Origin of the sequence: Chryseobacterium rhizosphaerae (genome assembly GCF_003385455.1) — a bacterium.
Taxonomy (GTDB): Bacteria; Bacteroidota; Bacteroidia; order Flavobacteriales; family Weeksellaceae; genus Chryseobacterium; species Chryseobacterium rhizosphaerae.
Window position 1 is genome coordinate 57,452 of sequence record NZ_QNUF01000007.1, and the last position, 16,685, is coordinate 74,136.

At 38.0% G+C, this 16,685-nt stretch carries 12 protein-coding genes; 1 reads left to right on the forward strand and 11 read right to left on the reverse strand.

Annotated features, from left to right (window positions below; translation table 11 throughout):
- Positions 1-179: 179 nt before the first annotated feature.
- A complete protein-coding gene (locus DRF57_RS08080) occupies positions 180-2,027 on the forward strand; it encodes a chloride channel protein (protein WP_115917835.1) in 1,848 nt (615 codons plus the stop codon).
- A gap of 201 nt (positions 2,028-2,228) precedes the next feature.
- Here the strand turns inward: DRF57_RS08080 and DRF57_RS08085 are convergent, their stop codons facing one another.
- The 11 genes from DRF57_RS08085 to DRF57_RS24105 form a co-directional block, all read right to left on the reverse strand.
- Positions 2,229-3,173, reverse strand: a complete 945-nt coding sequence (locus tag DRF57_RS08085) for an aldo/keto reductase (RefSeq protein ID WP_047496490.1) — start codon at positions 3,171-3,173, stop codon at positions 2,229-2,231.
- A gap of 209 nt (positions 3,174-3,382) precedes the next feature.
- A complete protein-coding gene (locus DRF57_RS08090) occupies positions 3,383-5,191 on the reverse strand; it encodes a hypothetical protein (RefSeq protein WP_115917837.1) in 1,809 nt (602 codons plus the stop codon).
- A 302-nt stretch (positions 5,192-5,493) separates the two neighbouring features.
- On the reverse strand, positions 5,494-6,645 hold the full coding sequence (locus DRF57_RS08095; protein WP_115917839.1) for an efflux RND transporter periplasmic adaptor subunit: 1,152 nt from the start codon (positions 6,643-6,645) through the stop codon (positions 5,494-5,496).
- Positions 6,646-6,652: 7 nt separating this feature from the next.
- Positions 6,653-10,990, reverse strand: a complete 4,338-nt coding sequence (locus DRF57_RS08100) for a CusA/CzcA family heavy metal efflux RND transporter (RefSeq protein WP_115917841.1) — start codon at positions 10,988-10,990, stop codon at positions 6,653-6,655.
- A 218-nt stretch (positions 10,991-11,208) separates the two neighbouring features.
- Positions 11,209-11,571 (reverse strand): hypothetical protein, encoded by a 363-nt coding sequence (locus DRF57_RS08105; protein ID WP_052188815.1) that lies wholly within the window; start codon positions 11,569-11,571, stop codon positions 11,209-11,211.
- A 64-nt stretch (positions 11,572-11,635) separates the two neighbouring features.
- On the reverse strand, positions 11,636-12,322 hold the full coding sequence (locus tag DRF57_RS08110) for a hypothetical protein (protein WP_047496499.1): 687 nt from the start codon (positions 12,320-12,322) through the stop codon (positions 11,636-11,638).
- Positions 12,323-12,399: 77 nt separating this feature from the next.
- The gene (locus DRF57_RS08115; protein ID WP_047496502.1) at positions 12,400-12,969 is read right to left on the reverse strand and encodes a Crp/Fnr family transcriptional regulator; all 570 of its coding nucleotides are present in this window, start codon (positions 12,967-12,969) and stop codon (positions 12,400-12,402) included.
- A 66-nt stretch (positions 12,970-13,035) separates the two neighbouring features.
- Positions 13,036-13,779: a siderophore-interacting protein gene (locus DRF57_RS08120; protein WP_228450226.1), complete on the reverse strand. Its 744-nt coding sequence runs from the start codon at positions 13,777-13,779 to the stop codon at positions 13,036-13,038.
- A gap of 26 nt (positions 13,780-13,805) precedes the next feature.
- A complete protein-coding gene (locus DRF57_RS08125; protein ID WP_115917845.1) occupies positions 13,806-14,981 on the reverse strand; it encodes an MFS transporter in 1,176 nt (391 codons plus the stop codon).
- A 91-nt stretch (positions 14,982-15,072) separates the two neighbouring features.
- Positions 15,073-16,170 (reverse strand): cation:proton antiporter, encoded by a 1,098-nt coding sequence (locus tag DRF57_RS08130; RefSeq protein ID WP_228450246.1) that lies wholly within the window; start codon positions 16,168-16,170, stop codon positions 15,073-15,075.
- Entirely contained in the window at positions 16,055-16,678 is a 624-nt protein-coding gene (locus DRF57_RS24105) for a cation:proton antiporter (protein WP_228450228.1), read from the reverse strand. The genes DRF57_RS08130 and DRF57_RS24105 overlap by 116 nt, the downstream gene beginning before the upstream one ends.
- Positions 16,679-16,685 lie beyond the last annotated feature (7 nt).

Genomic DNA, 16,685 nt, shown 5'->3' on the forward strand with positions numbered 1-16,685 from the left:
GCGATAAATCTATCATTAAATTTTGAAGAAATTTTGAATTTTTTATTTTTCATTGACTATTAATGGGTTCTCTGTGAATTGCATTATTTAAAAGGGGATCAGTTTAGTAGTTTTTGTAAGATATTTCATAAATTTACAATTCTGTATCAAATTGATAGCAGTATTAAAATTCTTCCCAGGTGAAAATTCACAACAAAAAAAAGTACTTAAGCTTCCTTAAATTTAAAAGAGATTTCCAAAAATACGGATTAGAAAAAGCGCGCAGTTATGAGCTTATTCTGCATTGGCTGAACAATAGATTAAGCAGAAACCAGTTTCTTGTACTCTCCGGAATTCTTGTGGGATGTACGGCAGGACTTGCAGGAGTAATCCTGAAAACTTTAGTCCACTATATTCATAATTTCATTACCAATAAAGTTCATTTTGAATACCAGATATTATTTTATATCGTCTTTCCTTTTTTAGGAATTGTATTGACAACAATGATCGTTATCACCTTATTTAAAGGTCAGGACCGGAAAGGAATTGGTGCTATCCTCTATGAAATTGCCCAAAATTCCAGTATTGTGGCTTCTGTAAAAATGTATTCACAGGTGATACAAAGTGCTATTACCGTTGGCCTGGGAGGTTCTGCAGGACTGGAAAGTCCTATCGCTGTTACCGGTGCTGCTATCGGTTCCAACTATGCCCAAACCTACAGACTCAGCTATAAAGAGCGTACTTTATTGTTGGCTGCCGGAGCTACGGCAGGGATTGCCTCTGCATTCAATGCTCCCATTGCCGGGATTATGTTTGCCTTTGAAATTCTCCTGACCGGGGTTGTTTTTACAGACTTCATTCCTTTGGTTGTTGCTGCGGTTTGCGGAAGCCTTTTGTCAAGGATTTTGCTTCAGGAAGATGTTCTTTTCAGATTTTATACCAGAGATCCTTTCAACTATAAGAATGTCCCCTATTACCTTATTTTGGGAATTGTAACCGGATTATATGCCCGCTATTTTGTGATTATTTCTCAAAAAGTAGAACACTTTATAAAAGGACTTCAGCTTTCAAGAATGCGTAAAGCCATGTTTGGAGGAGCTGTTCTTTCCCTGCTTTGTGTCTTATTTCCTCCTTTATTTGGAGAGGGATACGAAACCGTAAAAGCATTCACCAATGGAAATACATATTCTATTATTGAAAACAGTTTTTTCAGATATTTTGAAATTGGCGACTGGACGATTATTATATTTTTGGTTTTGGTATTGCTTTTAAAGGCTTTTGCAACTTCTTTTACCATATTCAGTGGTGGAAACGGTGGAAATTTTGCTCCATCCCTTTTTGCGGGTGGTACCTTGGGCTATTTGTTTGCTTTGGTCTGCCAACATCTTGGATTTTCGGACGTACCGGTAACCAATCTTGTTCTTGTGGGAATGGCAGGAGCAATGAGTGGTGTATTATATGCCCCTCTTACTGCTATATTTCTGATTGCAGAATCCAGTTTTGGATATGATCTGTTTATTCCATTGATGATTGCTTCTGTAATATCTTATCTTATCGCCAAATGGTTCTCTCCTATTTCACCGGAATTAAAATCTCTTGCCGATGAAGGGAAAATATTCACAAATAAGCATGATAAAAACCTTCTTTTTGCCTTAAGAACGGATGATTTCATTGATAAATACTCACAGACCATCAATGAAAATGCTTCTATTACAGATCTTTTTGAACTGGTGAAAAACGGAGATAAAAATATCTTTGCCGTAGTGGATGATCAGCGAAAACTGAAGGGAATCCTTACATTAGATGATATAAGACCATATCTTTTTAACAAAGAAATTGATCCTTCTCAACTGATCGTTCAGGTGATGAAAGCACCACTGGCTATACTCCACCGTGAAAATAAGCCATTGGAAATTCTTCAGACCTTTGATGACACAGGAGTCTGGAGCCTTCCGGTAGTGAGTGAGAATAATGATTTCATTGGCTTTATCTCAAAATCTTCTATTCTCATGAGCTACAGACAATTATTAAAAGAATACTCTGACTAACAGATACTATTTACCACTACAAATTTCAGCAGCTTATACTATCTGCTGATATTACAATTGATAGGCTGAAAATTCCCCTCCTCTGGAGGGGTGGCAAATCAAAGATTTGACGGGGTGGTTATAAAAAGAACTCGCATTTATTAAAAAAATCCGTTCAGTATTGAACGGATTTTTTTAATCTATAATGAAGGGTCGTTACAACTAATTACTAGCCTTGTTAAGCAGGTTTATATCTTCCTGATCTAAAACAAGTTTTGGAGCATTAAACAGCGTTTCAAGCTGTGATGGACTGGTCGCACTGACGATAGGGGCCGTAATCAGCGGATTGGCTAATAACCAGGCCAGAGCTACCGTACTTTGAGGGGCATGATGTTTCTCACCTACCTGATCCAATGCTTTTAAAACATCAAGACCTTTGGCGTTCATATATTTTCTTACCCCTTCTCCTCTTGCACTTTTTGCAAAATCTGCTTCCTCACGGTATTTTCCGGTTAAAAAACCTGCAGCCAGAGACCAGTATGGAAATACACTCAGGTCAAACTCTTCTACCAAAGGTGCATAATTTTTTTCAAAACCTTCTCTTTCTACCAGATTGTAATGAGGCTGTAGCGCAACATATTTGGGAAGATTGTTTTTTTCAGCCGCTTCAAAAGAAGCTTTTAAACGTTCCGGGGAAAGATTGGAAGCTGCAATATAACGTACTTTTCCAGCCTTGATGATCTCATCATACGCTGAAAGGGTTTCCTCTACCGGAGTGACGTTATCGTCGAAATGCGTATAATAAATGTCTATATGATCAGTCTGAAGTCTTTGCAGGGATTCATCCACTGATTGTAAAATATGCTTTTTACTGATATCATAACCGTGTTCTTTTGTTTCAGAGCCTACTTTTGTAGCCAGTACAATATCTTTACGATTAGAACGGCTTTTCATCCATTTTCCGATAATTTCTTCCGACTGTCCTCCTCTGCCGTTTACCCACCACGAATAAGTGTCTGCCGTATCTACAAAATTGAATCCTGCTTCCGTAAAACGGTCTAATATATCAAAAGATTGTTGTTCGTCCAGTGTCCATCCAAAAACATTCCCACCAAAATTGATAGGTGCTACTGTTAGATCGGTATTTTTGATCTTTCTTTTTTCCATAAAATGATTTGTTATTACAACGTATTAAGTAACCTCTAAGGTAAGGAATCCTGAAGAGGATAAGGATTCAAAATAGCCATTCCTGTGATAGTTATTATAAATGAAGATACTCATGCCTATTCATATCTTTTACTTCGGAATTATATGGGTTCAATAAAAAACAGCCTCCGGATGAAGGCTGTTTTAATCTATCAATTAAAAAAATACTGCTACTTCTCAACCTGAGGAACCTCAATGGCTGCAAGCATCAGTTTATATTCCTGCAGTTGCAGGGTTATGTTTTCCAATCCGTTTTTAAAGAAGGATGATTCTTTAAACAGATGATGATAATATTCAATCCCTTCAAATATGTTTTTTTTGAACGTATTCCATTTTTTAGACTGGGAATGCGTGATTTGGACTGATGATTCTGTAATTTCTTTTTTCAGATAATCCACATACATTTTTAATTCATTGATGAACATATTCGGACGTTGATTATCAGGAAGAATATTGGTGTTTCCATAGATATGCTTTACCATTTCAGAAAGAGAAACCTCCTTGTCAAAAAAAGCAATATTCGGTCCCGGGCATATGACAACGCCTTGTTTTTCACCTCTAATTTCCATATTATGTTCCATATAAGCAGCATTTACAAGACCTACACAAAGACAGGCTTTATCTGTAATTTCCGACTTTCTTCGGTTAAATTCTTCATCCGTACATGTTTCCCGGCTGGTATACAGTTCTTTCAGTTTAATATCCTGATACTTCCTGGAAGCTGTACATGTTCCTTGAGAAGAAAACTCTTTGCTTAAAGCCAGTAGTTTTTTCGGACATGAACTTCCATATTTCCCATGAGATTCCTTCTGCTGTCTTAGTTGATCGTTGGATGTTCCTCTTACTGTATTAAAAGGGACTCCCAATGGTGAAAGATTACTCAGATAAAAATCTTTTTCTTTAGACTGTAGAAGCAAATTTCTGGTTTCTGTATCTACAGAAGTCGCTTCCGGAACCAATAAAAACGGAGACCCCCATCCTACACTGTCTACATCATAATTGTCAAGCAGAAAATCATGTTCTTCAGATGTTCCTACTCCGCCCTGAACGGTAATTTTCATTTCTAAGGGCTGGGCAATACCCGGTTTTCCTTTCTGTTCTAAAGCAGAGACCATTAAGGCATGGGCCGACTGGATCAGATCATTTTTTTTCTGTTTAAATTCTTCCATAATAGGCCCCAGGAGCAGTCCGTCTGTAGCAAATGCATGCCCTCCACAATTCAACCCGGATTCTATCCTGTATTCTGAAACCCAAAGCCCTTTTTTGGCCAGGAAATTCCCCTGAATCATTGCCGAGCGGAAATCACTTACTTTAAGAATAATCTTCTTTTTTAAAACGCCTTTCTGATCCGGAAAAAAATCTTCAAATTCCTCAATATAACTGTACAAACGAGGATTCATTCCCGCAGAAAGAACCATCGAAGAAGACAGTTTGCTTTTTGCAAATCCACGTAAAGACGCATGCGCATCATTATAGATCACAGAAAGCTGTTCACCTTTTTTATAGTTGTCTTTATCAACTTTTGTCATGATGTTGACATCAATGCTTCCCGGCTTTAAGTTAGACTCAATGAAGTTTCTAATAGCTGACCCCCAATTATCCTTTTGATTAATAAGGTTTTGAAGACCATCTTTCAGCTCTGATGTATTAGGTAACATCGTCATGAAATCTTTTAAAGCCTCTCTGTTTTTGCTGATTTCCTGTTTGAAAGATTCAAATTTTTCATTCACGATATCATCTACCATATCCAGATAAGCGGTAATTCTCTTTGCTCTGTAATCTTCTGTTTTGGATGAAATTTTTAAATAATCCAGATTAAATTTCTGATTATAAAAGTTTTTCATTTTTTCCAAAATTTCGTCATCGATAATGGAAATGACGGAAGAAATTCCATATTGGGCAACACGAATCGGACTGTCTATAGTATAGGCCAGCCCCATTACCGGAATATGAAAATTGTGTAACGGTTTAGTTGTCATTATATTTCAATAAAAGTTATCTTATGAATGCAACTAAAAATTCTAAAAAACTAATTCACTGCTTAAATATATCATTTTAAAATTAGCTATGCATTAAATAATACTTATAATATGGGAAATATGCTAAATATCATCTTATACTGTGAATACTGCTCTGCATTACTGCATGAATGACTGGTCGTTATCATTCCTTTATGATATGTAATGAGAGCTAAGGGTTGGTTACTAAATAAAAAAGGTTTCATTTACCCGTTACAGTAAACAAAACCTTTGATTAAAAAATATTGATAGGTTCGGAAGTATTATTCTGCCTTATTTTTCAGCATCATCAGCAAACTGTAAGCACCTTTCTGTACAATTTTCTTATTTTTTAAAAAGTCAGCTTTCAGAATCTCTGTAAACTGATCATCTGCAATTCCCGTTATTACAGGGATCATCTTATAGTTTGATTTTCCAAGATCTTCAAAAACATAATTTTTATTCTCATAGGAAACTATCACTTCATTGGGAAGTCCCTGCGTATTCCGGCTGCTGATACTAACCTCTGCATTGATATACATTCCTTTTACAAATTCAGGGTTTACAGAAGATAATTTGGCTACAGCCGTGGCAGAACCTCCGTTTTCAATACTGGGAACTACACTTACAATTTTAGCGTTGGATTTTACATCAGGTTTCTGATTGTTGTACACCAGAATTTCCTGTCCGGTTTTTACGTCATTTACGTCATTTTCAAACACTTTTAATTCTAAAAGTAATCCGGCAGGATTAATCAGTTCAAATAAAGTATCTGCAGGGTTGATATACTGCCCGTTATTCACCGAAATTCTGCTTACAAAACCGCTAAACGGAGCATAAATATTAATTCGGCTTCTGATATTGCCGGTATGTAATCCTTGGGCACTGATTCCAATGATTCTGAGTTTTTCCTCCAGACCTTTTAAAGTAGCCTGTAAAGTGGAATAATCAGCCTGTGCAGTTTGCATGGTTTTATCACTGCTTGCCTTGCTTGTATTAAGGTCTTTTTGGCGGTTAAAGTTCAGTCTTGCTGCTTCCAGCTGGGCTTTTGTTACCAGATAGTCCTGCTGAAGCTGTATAAATTGTGGATCTTCCACCACAGCCAGTACCTGTCCTTTACTGAAATGACTGCCATTTATTACATTGATAGATTTGATATGCCCACCCATAATACTGGAAACAGAACTGATATGGGAAGGAGCAATCTCTACTTTTCCGTTCAGTCTTACCAATTTTTCCATATTTCTATCCTGAATGGATGTAGTACTTACTCCTACAGACTGAATCTGTTTTTCTGTAAGATGAACTGTATTTTCATTGCCTTTAGTAAATTTCGTGTTTTCGTAAACCGTTTTTTCCTCTTCTTTTTTTCCTGAACAAGAAGATAAAATAAGTACTGAAGCAAAGTAGTATATTGATATTTTTTTGAAATGCATGACGCTGTTATTTTGAGATTAAGAAATTAAGTTCCGCTCCAATTTGGTTGAGTCTTTCCAGTTGATCGATGTAATCTGCTTTTGTTTTCACAGCCTGATTAACTAATATTACCCAGTTCAGATAATCAATTTCCCCAACTTCCATTTGTTTCTGTGCTGTTTTTAGGATGATTTCAGACTTGGGAAGCTGTTTCTGTTCATAATTTTCAATGATTTTTTGTTGATTTATATAGTTGCTCAGCTGTTGTCTCAGCCTGTTTTTAAACTCAATTTCTTTTCTGTGAAACTGATTTTCAGAAATTTCTATTTTTGCCCGTGCAGCCTTTGCCAATGCTCTCTGCCCTTTAGTAAATAATGGAATTCCCACACCCACCTGAACAGAATTGAACCGGTTGTTGTTGATGTTTTTCATACTTTGGTTGGTATATCCAATAAGTAGTTCTGGAAGCAGTTTACTTTTTTCAAGCTGTACCTCGGCCTCTCCTACTTTGATCTGCTGCTGCAGAGCCTGAAGTTCGGGATGTTGCTTTACAGCTTCTTCTGAAGACTGAAGGCTAATATCCATTACAGGACGGTCTGCAACAGGCTGATAGGAATTCTCAGACTGAAGAAGTAACTGAAGCTGAAGTTTGGTCATATTCAGATCATTATCAAGGGTATTCAGCTGTACATTCATTTGCTCGTTCTGAATTTCAGCGGTGGATTCCTCTAAAATATTAGCCTCCCCTTTTTTCAGCCTTAGCCCTGCCTTCTCCGCAAAATTGTGATACAGCTGACTGATGTACAGCAATACCTTTTTCTTTTCCTGAAGAACTAAAACTCTATAAAAAACGTCCGTAACTTCTTTGGTAAGCTGTGCTTTGGTTAGGTTTTGATTGATTACACTTGCTCCCCATTCTGCATCCAGCATCTGTTTCCTTTTAGAATAAACTGTTGGAAAACTGAATCTCTGAGATATTCCAAACGAATTATCGGTTTCTTCACCCTGAATCTGACCAAAACCTCCTGTAACTTCCAGCTGTGGGATATCCAGATAGCTCGCTTTTAATTTCTCCTGGTATTCTGATATTAATTTTGAATTTTTGAGGGTTCCGTTCTGTTGGAAAGCTTTTTCCAAAGCCTGATCGTAAGTAATATTTTCCTGAGCCTGAAAACTTCCGAAAGATATCAGGATTAACAAAATGGACAGTTTTTTAGAATTTATTTTTTTAGAAAATTTCATAGTATGGGTATTAATATTTTCGAATAAGACATAGAGTATTGGAAGGACAAATAAGGTCAAAAGAGTGGCAAGCATCAGTCCTCCGATAACTACAGTGGCCAAAGGTCTCTGTACTTCAGCTCCTGCTCCGTTGCTTAATGCCATCGGTAAGAACCCTAAAGAAGCTACAAAAGCAGTCATTAAAACCGGACGAAGTCTGATCCTTGTCCCTGTTAAAACCACTCTGCTCATACTATCCATTCCTTTGTTTTTCAATCTGTTAAATTCAGAAATCAAAACAATTCCATTAAGTACGGCTACTCCAAACAAAGCAATAAATCCTACTCCTGCACTGATGCTGAATGGCATCCCTCTCAGAGCAAGAAAATATACACCGCCAATTGCTGATAAAGGGATGGCGGTATAGATGAGTAAACTATGCTTTACAGAACCAAAAGCAAAGAACAGTAACAGGAAAATCATCACTAGGGAAATAGGAACAGCAATGCCTAATCTTGCCTTGGCTTCATTTAAATTTTCAAAAGTCCCTCCATAAGAAACACTGTATCCCGGTGAAAATTTGAGGCCTTTCCCAGTTTTTTGCTGAAGTTCTTCCACAATAGTCTGCACATCCCTTCCTCTTACATTGAAACCAACAATGATTCTTCTTTTCGTATCTTCCCTCTGGATCTGGTTGGGGCTGTTTTTAAGTTCTACCTTTGCAAACTGAGATAATGGAACCTGCTCTCCGGATGGCGTTGGCACCAATAAATTTTGAATGCTTGTCAAATCTTTTTTATGCTGATTATCCATTCGAACAACAATATCAAACTTTTTCTCTCCTTCATATAATGCTCCTGCGGTCTGTCCTGCAAATGCCATATTGATAACTCTGTTGACATCCGCAACGGAAATATTGTAACGCGAGAGTTCCGATCTGTTGTAATCAATAACAACCTGCGGGGCACCTACAACCGGTTCAATATAAAGATCCTGTGCTCCTTTTACCGTATTGATAATGCTTCCCAATTTTTTGGCATACAGGGTAAGACTGTCCAGGTCTTCTCCATAAATTTTGCAGACCACATCCTGTCTGGCCCCGGTCATCAGCTCATTGAAACGCATCTGCACAGGAAACTGAAAACTCGTGGTAAGTCCCGGAATCACGCTTAAAGCTTTACTCATTTTATCAGAAAGTTCCGGAAACGACGTTGCAGAGGCCCATTCTTTTTTGGGCTTCAGAACAATAATCATATCTCCTGCGTCCATCGGCATGGGTTCTGTAGGGATTTCTGCGCTCCCGATCTTGGCAACGACCTTTTGAACCTCAGGAAACTGTTTTAAAAGAATATTACCGGCCTGTGTAGTTACCTTCTTGGTTTCATTAATATTACTCCCCTGAAGAATTCTCATCTCGACGGCAAAGTCCCCTTCTTCCAGAGACGGAATAAATTCTCCCCCCATCTTGGATAAAATGAAAACAGCCCCTGCAAAAAGAATAAATACACTCATAAGAATTGTCTTCCTGTATTTAAGGGCTTTCATCAGAAGTTTCTGGTGGCCTGCCTCCACTTTAGCCATAATCCTGTCTGAAATATTGTCTTTTTCCTTTTTCTTTCTGCTCAATACTAAAGAACTCATCATAGGGATATATGTCAAAGACAGGATAAACGCTCCTACTAATGCAAATGCAACCGTTTGCGCCATAGGCTTGAACATCTTCCCTTCAATTCCCTGAAGTGTAAAAATCGGAAGATAAACAATGAGGATAATAATTTGTCCAAAAACGGCACTGCTGACCATTTTCGTAGCAGAATCCGAAACCTGCTCATCCATTTCTTTTTTACTGAGCATATTGTCTTTGCCAAAGTATTTTTTGTGGGCCAGTTGATGCAGAACAGTTTCCACTATAATAACGGCACCGTCTACAATAAGGCCAAAGTCTAAGGCACCAAGGCTCATCAGGTTTCCTCCAACACCAAAGATATTCATCATAATGATAGCAAAAAGCATGGCCAAAGGAATCACAGAAGCCACTAATAATCCTGCTCTGAAGTTTCCTAAAAATAACACCAGAATAAAAACAACAATCAGTGCTCCTTCCATCAGGTTGGTTTTTACTGTACTGATCGTATTATTTACCATTTTAGCACGGTCGAGAAACGGTTCAATAACCACTCCTTCAGGTAAAGACTCCTGAATCTTTTCCAGTCTTTGTTTAATATTGCCAATCACGACATTAGCATTCTCTCCTTTAAGCATTAATACAATGGCTCCGGATACTTCGCCGGTATCATTATACGTCATTGCTCCATACCGGGTAGCATAACCGATCTTAACGGATGCCACATCTTTGATATGCACAGGAATTCCTTCTTTGGTTTCCGCAACCTGAATGCTTCCGATATCTTCCGTACTTCCCAAAAGACCTTCACTCCTGATAAAAAGAACCGTTTCTTTCTTCTCTATATAAGCTCCTCCGGTATTCTGGTTGTTTTTTTCCAAAGCCGTGAAAACATCATTGATATTGATGTTGAATGCCTGAAGCTTATTAGGATTAATCGCAATTTCATATTGTTTCAGCTTTCCTCCGAAACTGCTGACATCGGCCACTCCCTTAGTTCCCAGCAGCTGGCGCCTCACTACCCAGTCCTGAATGGTTCTGAGTTCAGTTTCATCATACACATTTTCATAGCCTTTTTTGGCTCTTACCACATACTGAAAGATCTCTCCCAGTCCGGTAGAAATAGGTCCCAGCTCAGGTTTTCCAATACCCTGAGGAATATTATCCTGAACAAGCTGCAAACGCTCCTGAACCTGTTGGCGGGCCCAATATACATCGGTATTGTCATCAAAAACTACAGTTACCAGAGAAAGTCCGAATCTTGAAAGGCTACGCAGTTCAGTAATTCCACTGATATTGCTGGTAGACTGTTCTATAGGAAAGGTAACGAGCCTTTCTATATCTGCTGCACCATAAGAGGGAGCGCTGGTAATGATCTGAACCTGATTATTGGTGATGTCAGGCTGCGCATCAATAGGAAGTTTAGTGGTTTCATAGACACCAAAAAGAATGAGCCCCACTGTAAACAGAGCAATGATGAGTTTATTCTTTACAGAAAACTCAATAATTTTATTTAACATAAAAAATTATTAATTGATAACTCGTCGTGTTGTAGAAAGCTACTAAACTTCAACCCCAAACCACATAATTTCTTACGTAAAGGTTAAAAACCTTTTAAATAAAAGTCTTTGTAGTTAAGATATGAACACAGCTACAGTGCACAGAGAGTTAATGGATAGGTAATAACTTGACAGCCTTAAGTAAAAACTTAAAGCATTGATCTTTAATATGAAATTAATTAAGAAAGCCGTGGAGGCTGGAAAATTCTGGAAAGATATAGGTTTGAGAAATCCTTTTCCTGATAGATGCTATTCTTCTGTGGAATCGTAATTTCTACAGGTTTTTTTATTTCAAAACTAAGCTCGGGCAGCTGAGCATAGACTGTTAATACGATAGGTGGATTGATAAAGGGTAATTTTTGGTCGAGATCCCAGTCGGAATCTTTTTTATGATTGTCATAGTGCTCCAAAACAAATTCTGAAAGATTACCATGATACTCCATATAATGTTCAACAAACATAGGTACTTTGAGCACTTCCCCCGCATTGGTGGTAGCCATCACATACATCATCGAGCATAATATGGAAATCCATTTTAACATTGTCCTGCAAATATAAGGCTTAAATTTTTTTTTAGAAATCAATTCGTATTAATTTTTTAAGAATTTATCCGTAACAGAAGCCGTTTAAGTAAATCGTACGGATATCAAAAAGAGGATTGTTTTTCAAATAACTGCAAATGACAGAGCCTATTAAAGGATCACCAAAGAGGTACACGATGGTATCTTGGGAATCATTGGGAAAATATTCCTGAATTTTTTCCTGGAGGCTTACAGCATGGATAGGATTTATAATACAGGTTTTTAAAGGGAAACTATGATCAAGATCAGGAAATACTTCTTCTTCATGTTCTGTATAGATCAGGCTGCTTATTTTCTTACTTACCGGTAATGCCCTGTTCATCTCATATAAATGGGATAATGACTTTATATCACCGATAAGAAAATAATGATCTCCGGTATGGTCCAGTACTAATTGTTCAGAAGCTTGTCTGAAAAACAGACTATCCCCTTCCTGGACTTCTTTTATCCATTCTTTATCCCGAATGCTAATAGCAAAATCAGCAATATGATGAATAGGGTCATAATCCCAGAAGGCATATGGCTGAACTTCACTTTTAGTAGTATAATAAGGGTTGGAAAGATAAAACTCAATCATCAACCCCGGTGAATATTGAATTCTTGAAAAATCCTGACTTTGGATTCTTATATGATAGGTATGGGCCGCTATTTTGTTTTTCAGCAGAATAATACCTGTGAAAATATGTATAGCCTGGGTTGGAAGACTGGTCATTGTTCAAAAAATTAGTACTACAAATTTGAAGATCGCAGACTTTTAAAACATTGACCTGAGTCAAAAAAAGAGAAAAATTAAAGCTTAGATTTCAGCCTGCTTAACGTTTCCTGGGATATATTGAGATAAGAAGCCACCATTTTGTTGGAAAGCCTGCGGACAATAATGGGATTTTCATCCAACAATTGGCGGTATTTTTCAAGAGCATCCTGAACCAGAAAAGACATTAATCTCTTGGTGTTGGTAACATAAGCAATTTCAAGATAGATCCTGTAAAATTTTTCCCATTGAGGAATGATTTCCAACAGATGATAGAAGTTTTTGTGTGTAATATAATAGACTTCAGAATCTTCAACAGCCTGAATGAACTCTTCTGATGGTTCTGAAGTAATAAAGCTTACCAATGCTGTAGCAAACTGATTTTCAAAAGCAAAATACCTCGTAGAGTCCTGTCCTTCCTCATTAATAAAGAAAATTCTGAGACAGCCGCTGACCACAAAAAAGGTTCTCTGGCTAGATTGCCCGTTGGTAAGGAGCAGCTCATTTTTCTTCAGTTTGATCGGTTTAAAATAAGACAGGATAACCTCCATTTCCTCATCGGTTACCGATATTTTGCTTTTAATATATGAAACTAATAGTTCTTCCATTTATTTAAATCAGTCATTGGCAAATGTAGCAATAAATGCTTTATATGCCGATGTTTTCACAGGTTTTTATCCTTTTTCAGAAAGTTTGTCTTCCGATTGACCCGCTTTCCAGTATGAGCAGGCGTACATCCCATGTGGATCCCAGCTGAGCTTTGTTTTGAAGTAGGTACGAAGTTCGTGCACGGTAGTATATTCAGCTGCGATATAAATATATTTTTTCAGTAATCCTGAAGGAAATTCTGAAGATATGGAAAGATCTGCAAGCCGGCTTCCATTTTCCGGGTGAGGATTATGAAGCCATTCAACAGATACATCTGCCGCAGAGCATAAAATAAATTCATCCTCTTTTCCGTGAACTTCCAACAGTACTTTTGCAGATGTATAGGAAGGGAGCTGTTCTACGATCGCACAGATGACGGGTAATGCTGTTGCATCTCCAACAAGAAGGAAGAAGTCCGCTTCCGGGACTAAAGGTCTTGTACTCTCTTTCATTCCAATTTCCAGTTTGTCTCCCGGATTTGTTTTCAGGGCCCAGGCGGATGCCGGTCCTTCCTCTCCATGAGCGACAAAGTCAATGCTTAATTCAAGGTTTTCCAGGTCGACTTTCCTATTGGTATAGGTTCTCACCAACGGCTCACTCTCCTTTTCTGCTGAGGATGGAATAAAGATTTTATTATTGGAGCCGGATTGCACGTGAGCCAATAATCCAGCCTGATTTTCATTAATTTCAAATACCACGCGGATAAGATGTGGGGTGAGAAACTTTTTATTTTTCACCGTAAATACGGAACGTATTTTTTTTGTTTTCATTGGACTTGTTATCATAATGTATGATTTTATTTTTTATTAAACAGTAGAATAATCATCGAAAGAATACAGCTGATTCCTCCAAATAAATAGACCGCCTGATAGTTGAGCCAACCGGCAATCAATCCGGCAAGAGGTCCCGCTAACCCTAATGAAAGGTCAACAAATGCTACATATGCTCCTAAGGCAGTGCCTCTCATCTGAGGTTTTACTTTTTGAATGGCTAAAACACCCAGAGCTGGAAAAACCAATGAGAATCCAACCCCTGTTAATCCACATCCGATGATGGCAACTGTTTTGGAAACAGATGTCCAGATAAGCATCTGCCCTATGACTTCGATGATTAAAGAGATAAAAGCAATGGTAAAACCTCCGTATTTATCAGGAAAGGAAGCAAAGAAAACTCTTGTCAGCACATAACATACCCCAAAGGTCATAAATGCCAGTGAAGCATCGCCCCAATTTTTCTCTGCGAAAAACAAGGCAATAAAAGAAGCAATACACCCGAATGCCATTGATGAAAATGCCAGACTCAGACCCTGTCCGGAAATAGCGCCTATAACTTTATAAAATGGGGTTCTGATGTGGTTTTTATCTACCGGAATAGAAGGAAGCTTAGCTGTAGATATCCAGCTTACAAACGGAAGAAGGGCTATAAGAATAAAGGCAGGCAGTATGCTGTATTCTTTACTCAGCCAGATACTCATAGGGGCTCCAATAGCAATCCCTGCATACATGGCAATGCCGTTCCATGTCATTACTTTCCCTGAATTTGTGTGGCCTGCAAGACCAATTCCCCAGGTTAACGCTCCTGTGACCAGAAAGCTTTCACTTATCCCATGAATAATCCTTGCAAGCAGTAAACAGCCAAGGGCCCAAAATTTATCCGCCTGAAACAATACTGCCAAAACATACATGGCTCCGGCAACAACAGTGAGTATAACCCCAGACATTTTACTGCTTTTTGCACCTTTGGTATCCGTTATTTTACCGGAATAAGCCCGGGTTAAAAGTGTTGATAAAGACTGAAGGCCAATCACCAGCCCTATAATGATACTGTCAAATCCTAAATTGTTCTGAACAAACTTCGGAAGGACTCCCAACGCAATTCCTATCGTGAGGTATACTCCAAATACTGAAATAATAATGGGCGTAATTACTTTGTAGAAATTAATATGCTGCCCCTTTTCTAATGTTGTACTCATAAATTTTATTTAAAATATTCGGGTGCAAATGTCTTTGTACAGCCAATACCAAACTTTGACTTAGATCAAAAAAGGAAATTCCTGTGTCCCCTTATTCAGAATAATGATCAATAGCTGCTATTTCATGATGAATAGTACTTGTCCAAAAATCCAGTTCCTCTTCTTTTTTACGGATGATATCAAGGGTAAAATCCCCTGTGTGGTAGCCTTTTACCAATGCTCTTCTCTGGCATTCTGCAAGCTGTAGTTCCAGAGTAAAATAGGTTTTTTTCCATTCATTATGCCGGGAAAACATGGTTTCTTCGCTACTGTTCATCAATTGATATTTTTCCCTTTCAAGCTTTTCGGTCATATTTTTCAATGCCGCCTGAACCTTGTCATCATTTGATATAAAATCATTTAAAAATGAAACAGATTTTTCCAGAAGAAGTATATTGAGGTCTTTTTCTTCCTGTTTATCGGGAGACGAAGGCTTTATCATGCTGATTAACCTGGGTAATGTCACTCCCTGGATCAGTAATGTAAAAACAATAACGATGAAGCATATAAATAATACAGTATCCCTCTGCTCTATAACAGCTCCCTGATGATCTTTAAAGGGCAGTGCAAGGGCTGCAGCCAGTGAAACAACACCACGCATCCCTGACCATGATAAAATAATATATTCTTTCTTTGATGGAGTGAGAAAACCGCCTTCTTTTTCGGACCTGCTGTTCGAAAAAAGAGGAAATAAGGAGAGTACGGCCAAGCGGATAACTACCAGGACAATAAACAATAAGAAGCCATAAAAAACCAGGACAGGAAGATCACTATCCTGTATATTTGAGATGATTGCCGGGAGCTGCATGCCAAGAATAAGAAATATCAACCCATTCAGAATAAAGATAATAACTTCCCAAAAATGACTCATCTGCAACCTGCTTCCGGCACTGAATAATGAAATTGAATTCCAGGAAAGAAACATTCCTAATAACACAACAGCCAATACTCCGGAATATCCCAGATGCTCTGCCAGACTGTATGCCGCAAAAGGAAGCAGAATCACAGCAAATGTTTCAGCACTGCTGTTTCCGTTAAAATATTTGTGGAGCTTTAAAAATATAAAACCTATCACAAGGCCAATAACCAATCCTCCAAGACTGATGCTTAATAAACTGGAGCCCAGCGTCCCAAAATGAGAAAACACCACTGGTAACAGCGATAACAGCACATTTATAAGCAATTAAAGCCGATGCATCATTCAGTAAACTTTCCCCTTCAAGGATCGTTGTCAGTTTCTGTGGCAGCGGAAGAGATTTTGTAATGCTTGTTGCCGCTACGGCATCGGGTGGTGAAATGATAGCGCCCATTACAAAGGCAAGCGGCCAGCTGAATCCGGGAATTAAGGTGTGAACAAGTAAAGCAATAACAGTAGTGGTTAAAAAGACCAGTCCAATGGCCAGTACAGAAATTTTTGAAAATTCTTTTTTAAAATCGGGAATTGATGTATTCCAGGCAGCATCAAATAATATGGGAGGAAGTACTATGTAAAAAATCATTTCCGGGCTCATGTCGATAGATGGCACAAGTTGAGTGACACTTAGAATCAATCCGGCTGTTACAAGCAAGATAGGAAGTGCAAGCTTTAATTTTTCTTTTACCGAAATAATAATGATTAAAATGATTGAGATCCAAATAATTTTTTGAAGTTCTTCCATAGCTTTG

Excerpts from the sequence above, each read along its gene's own strand:
- DRF57_RS08110 (WP_047496499.1), bottom strand. The coding sequence starts at position 12,322 with ATGACCAGTCTTCCAACCCAGGCTATACATATTTTCACAGGTATTATT.
- DRF57_RS08125 (WP_115917845.1), bottom strand. The coding sequence starts at position 14,981 with ATGAGTACAACATTAGAAAAGGGGCAGCATATTAATTTCTACAAAGTA.
- DRF57_RS24105 (WP_228450228.1), bottom strand. The coding sequence starts at position 16,678 with ATGGAAGAACTTCAAAAAATTATTTGGATCTCAATCATTTTAATCATT.
- DRF57_RS08085 (WP_047496490.1), bottom strand. The coding sequence starts at position 3,173 with ATGGAAAAAAGAAAGATCAAAAATACCGATCTAACAGTAGCACCTATC.
- DRF57_RS08090 (WP_115917837.1), bottom strand. The coding sequence starts at position 5,191 with ATGACAACTAAACCGTTACACAATTTTCATATTCCGGTAATGGGGCTG.
- DRF57_RS08120 (WP_228450226.1), bottom strand. The coding sequence starts at position 13,779 with ATGAAAACAAAAAAAATACGTTCCGTATTTACGGTGAAAAATAAAAAG.
- DRF57_RS08100 (WP_115917841.1), bottom strand. The coding sequence starts at position 10,990 with ATGTTAAATAAAATTATTGAGTTTTCTGTAAAGAATAAACTCATCATT.
- DRF57_RS08115 (WP_047496502.1), bottom strand. The coding sequence starts at position 12,969 with ATGGAAGAACTATTAGTTTCATATATTAAAAGCAAAATATCGGTAACC.
- DRF57_RS08105 (WP_052188815.1), bottom strand. The coding sequence starts at position 11,571 with ATGTTAAAATGGATTTCCATATTATGCTCGATGATGTATGTGATGGCT.
- DRF57_RS08095 (WP_115917839.1), bottom strand. The coding sequence starts at position 6,645 with ATGCATTTCAAAAAAATATCAATATACTACTTTGCTTCAGTACTTATT.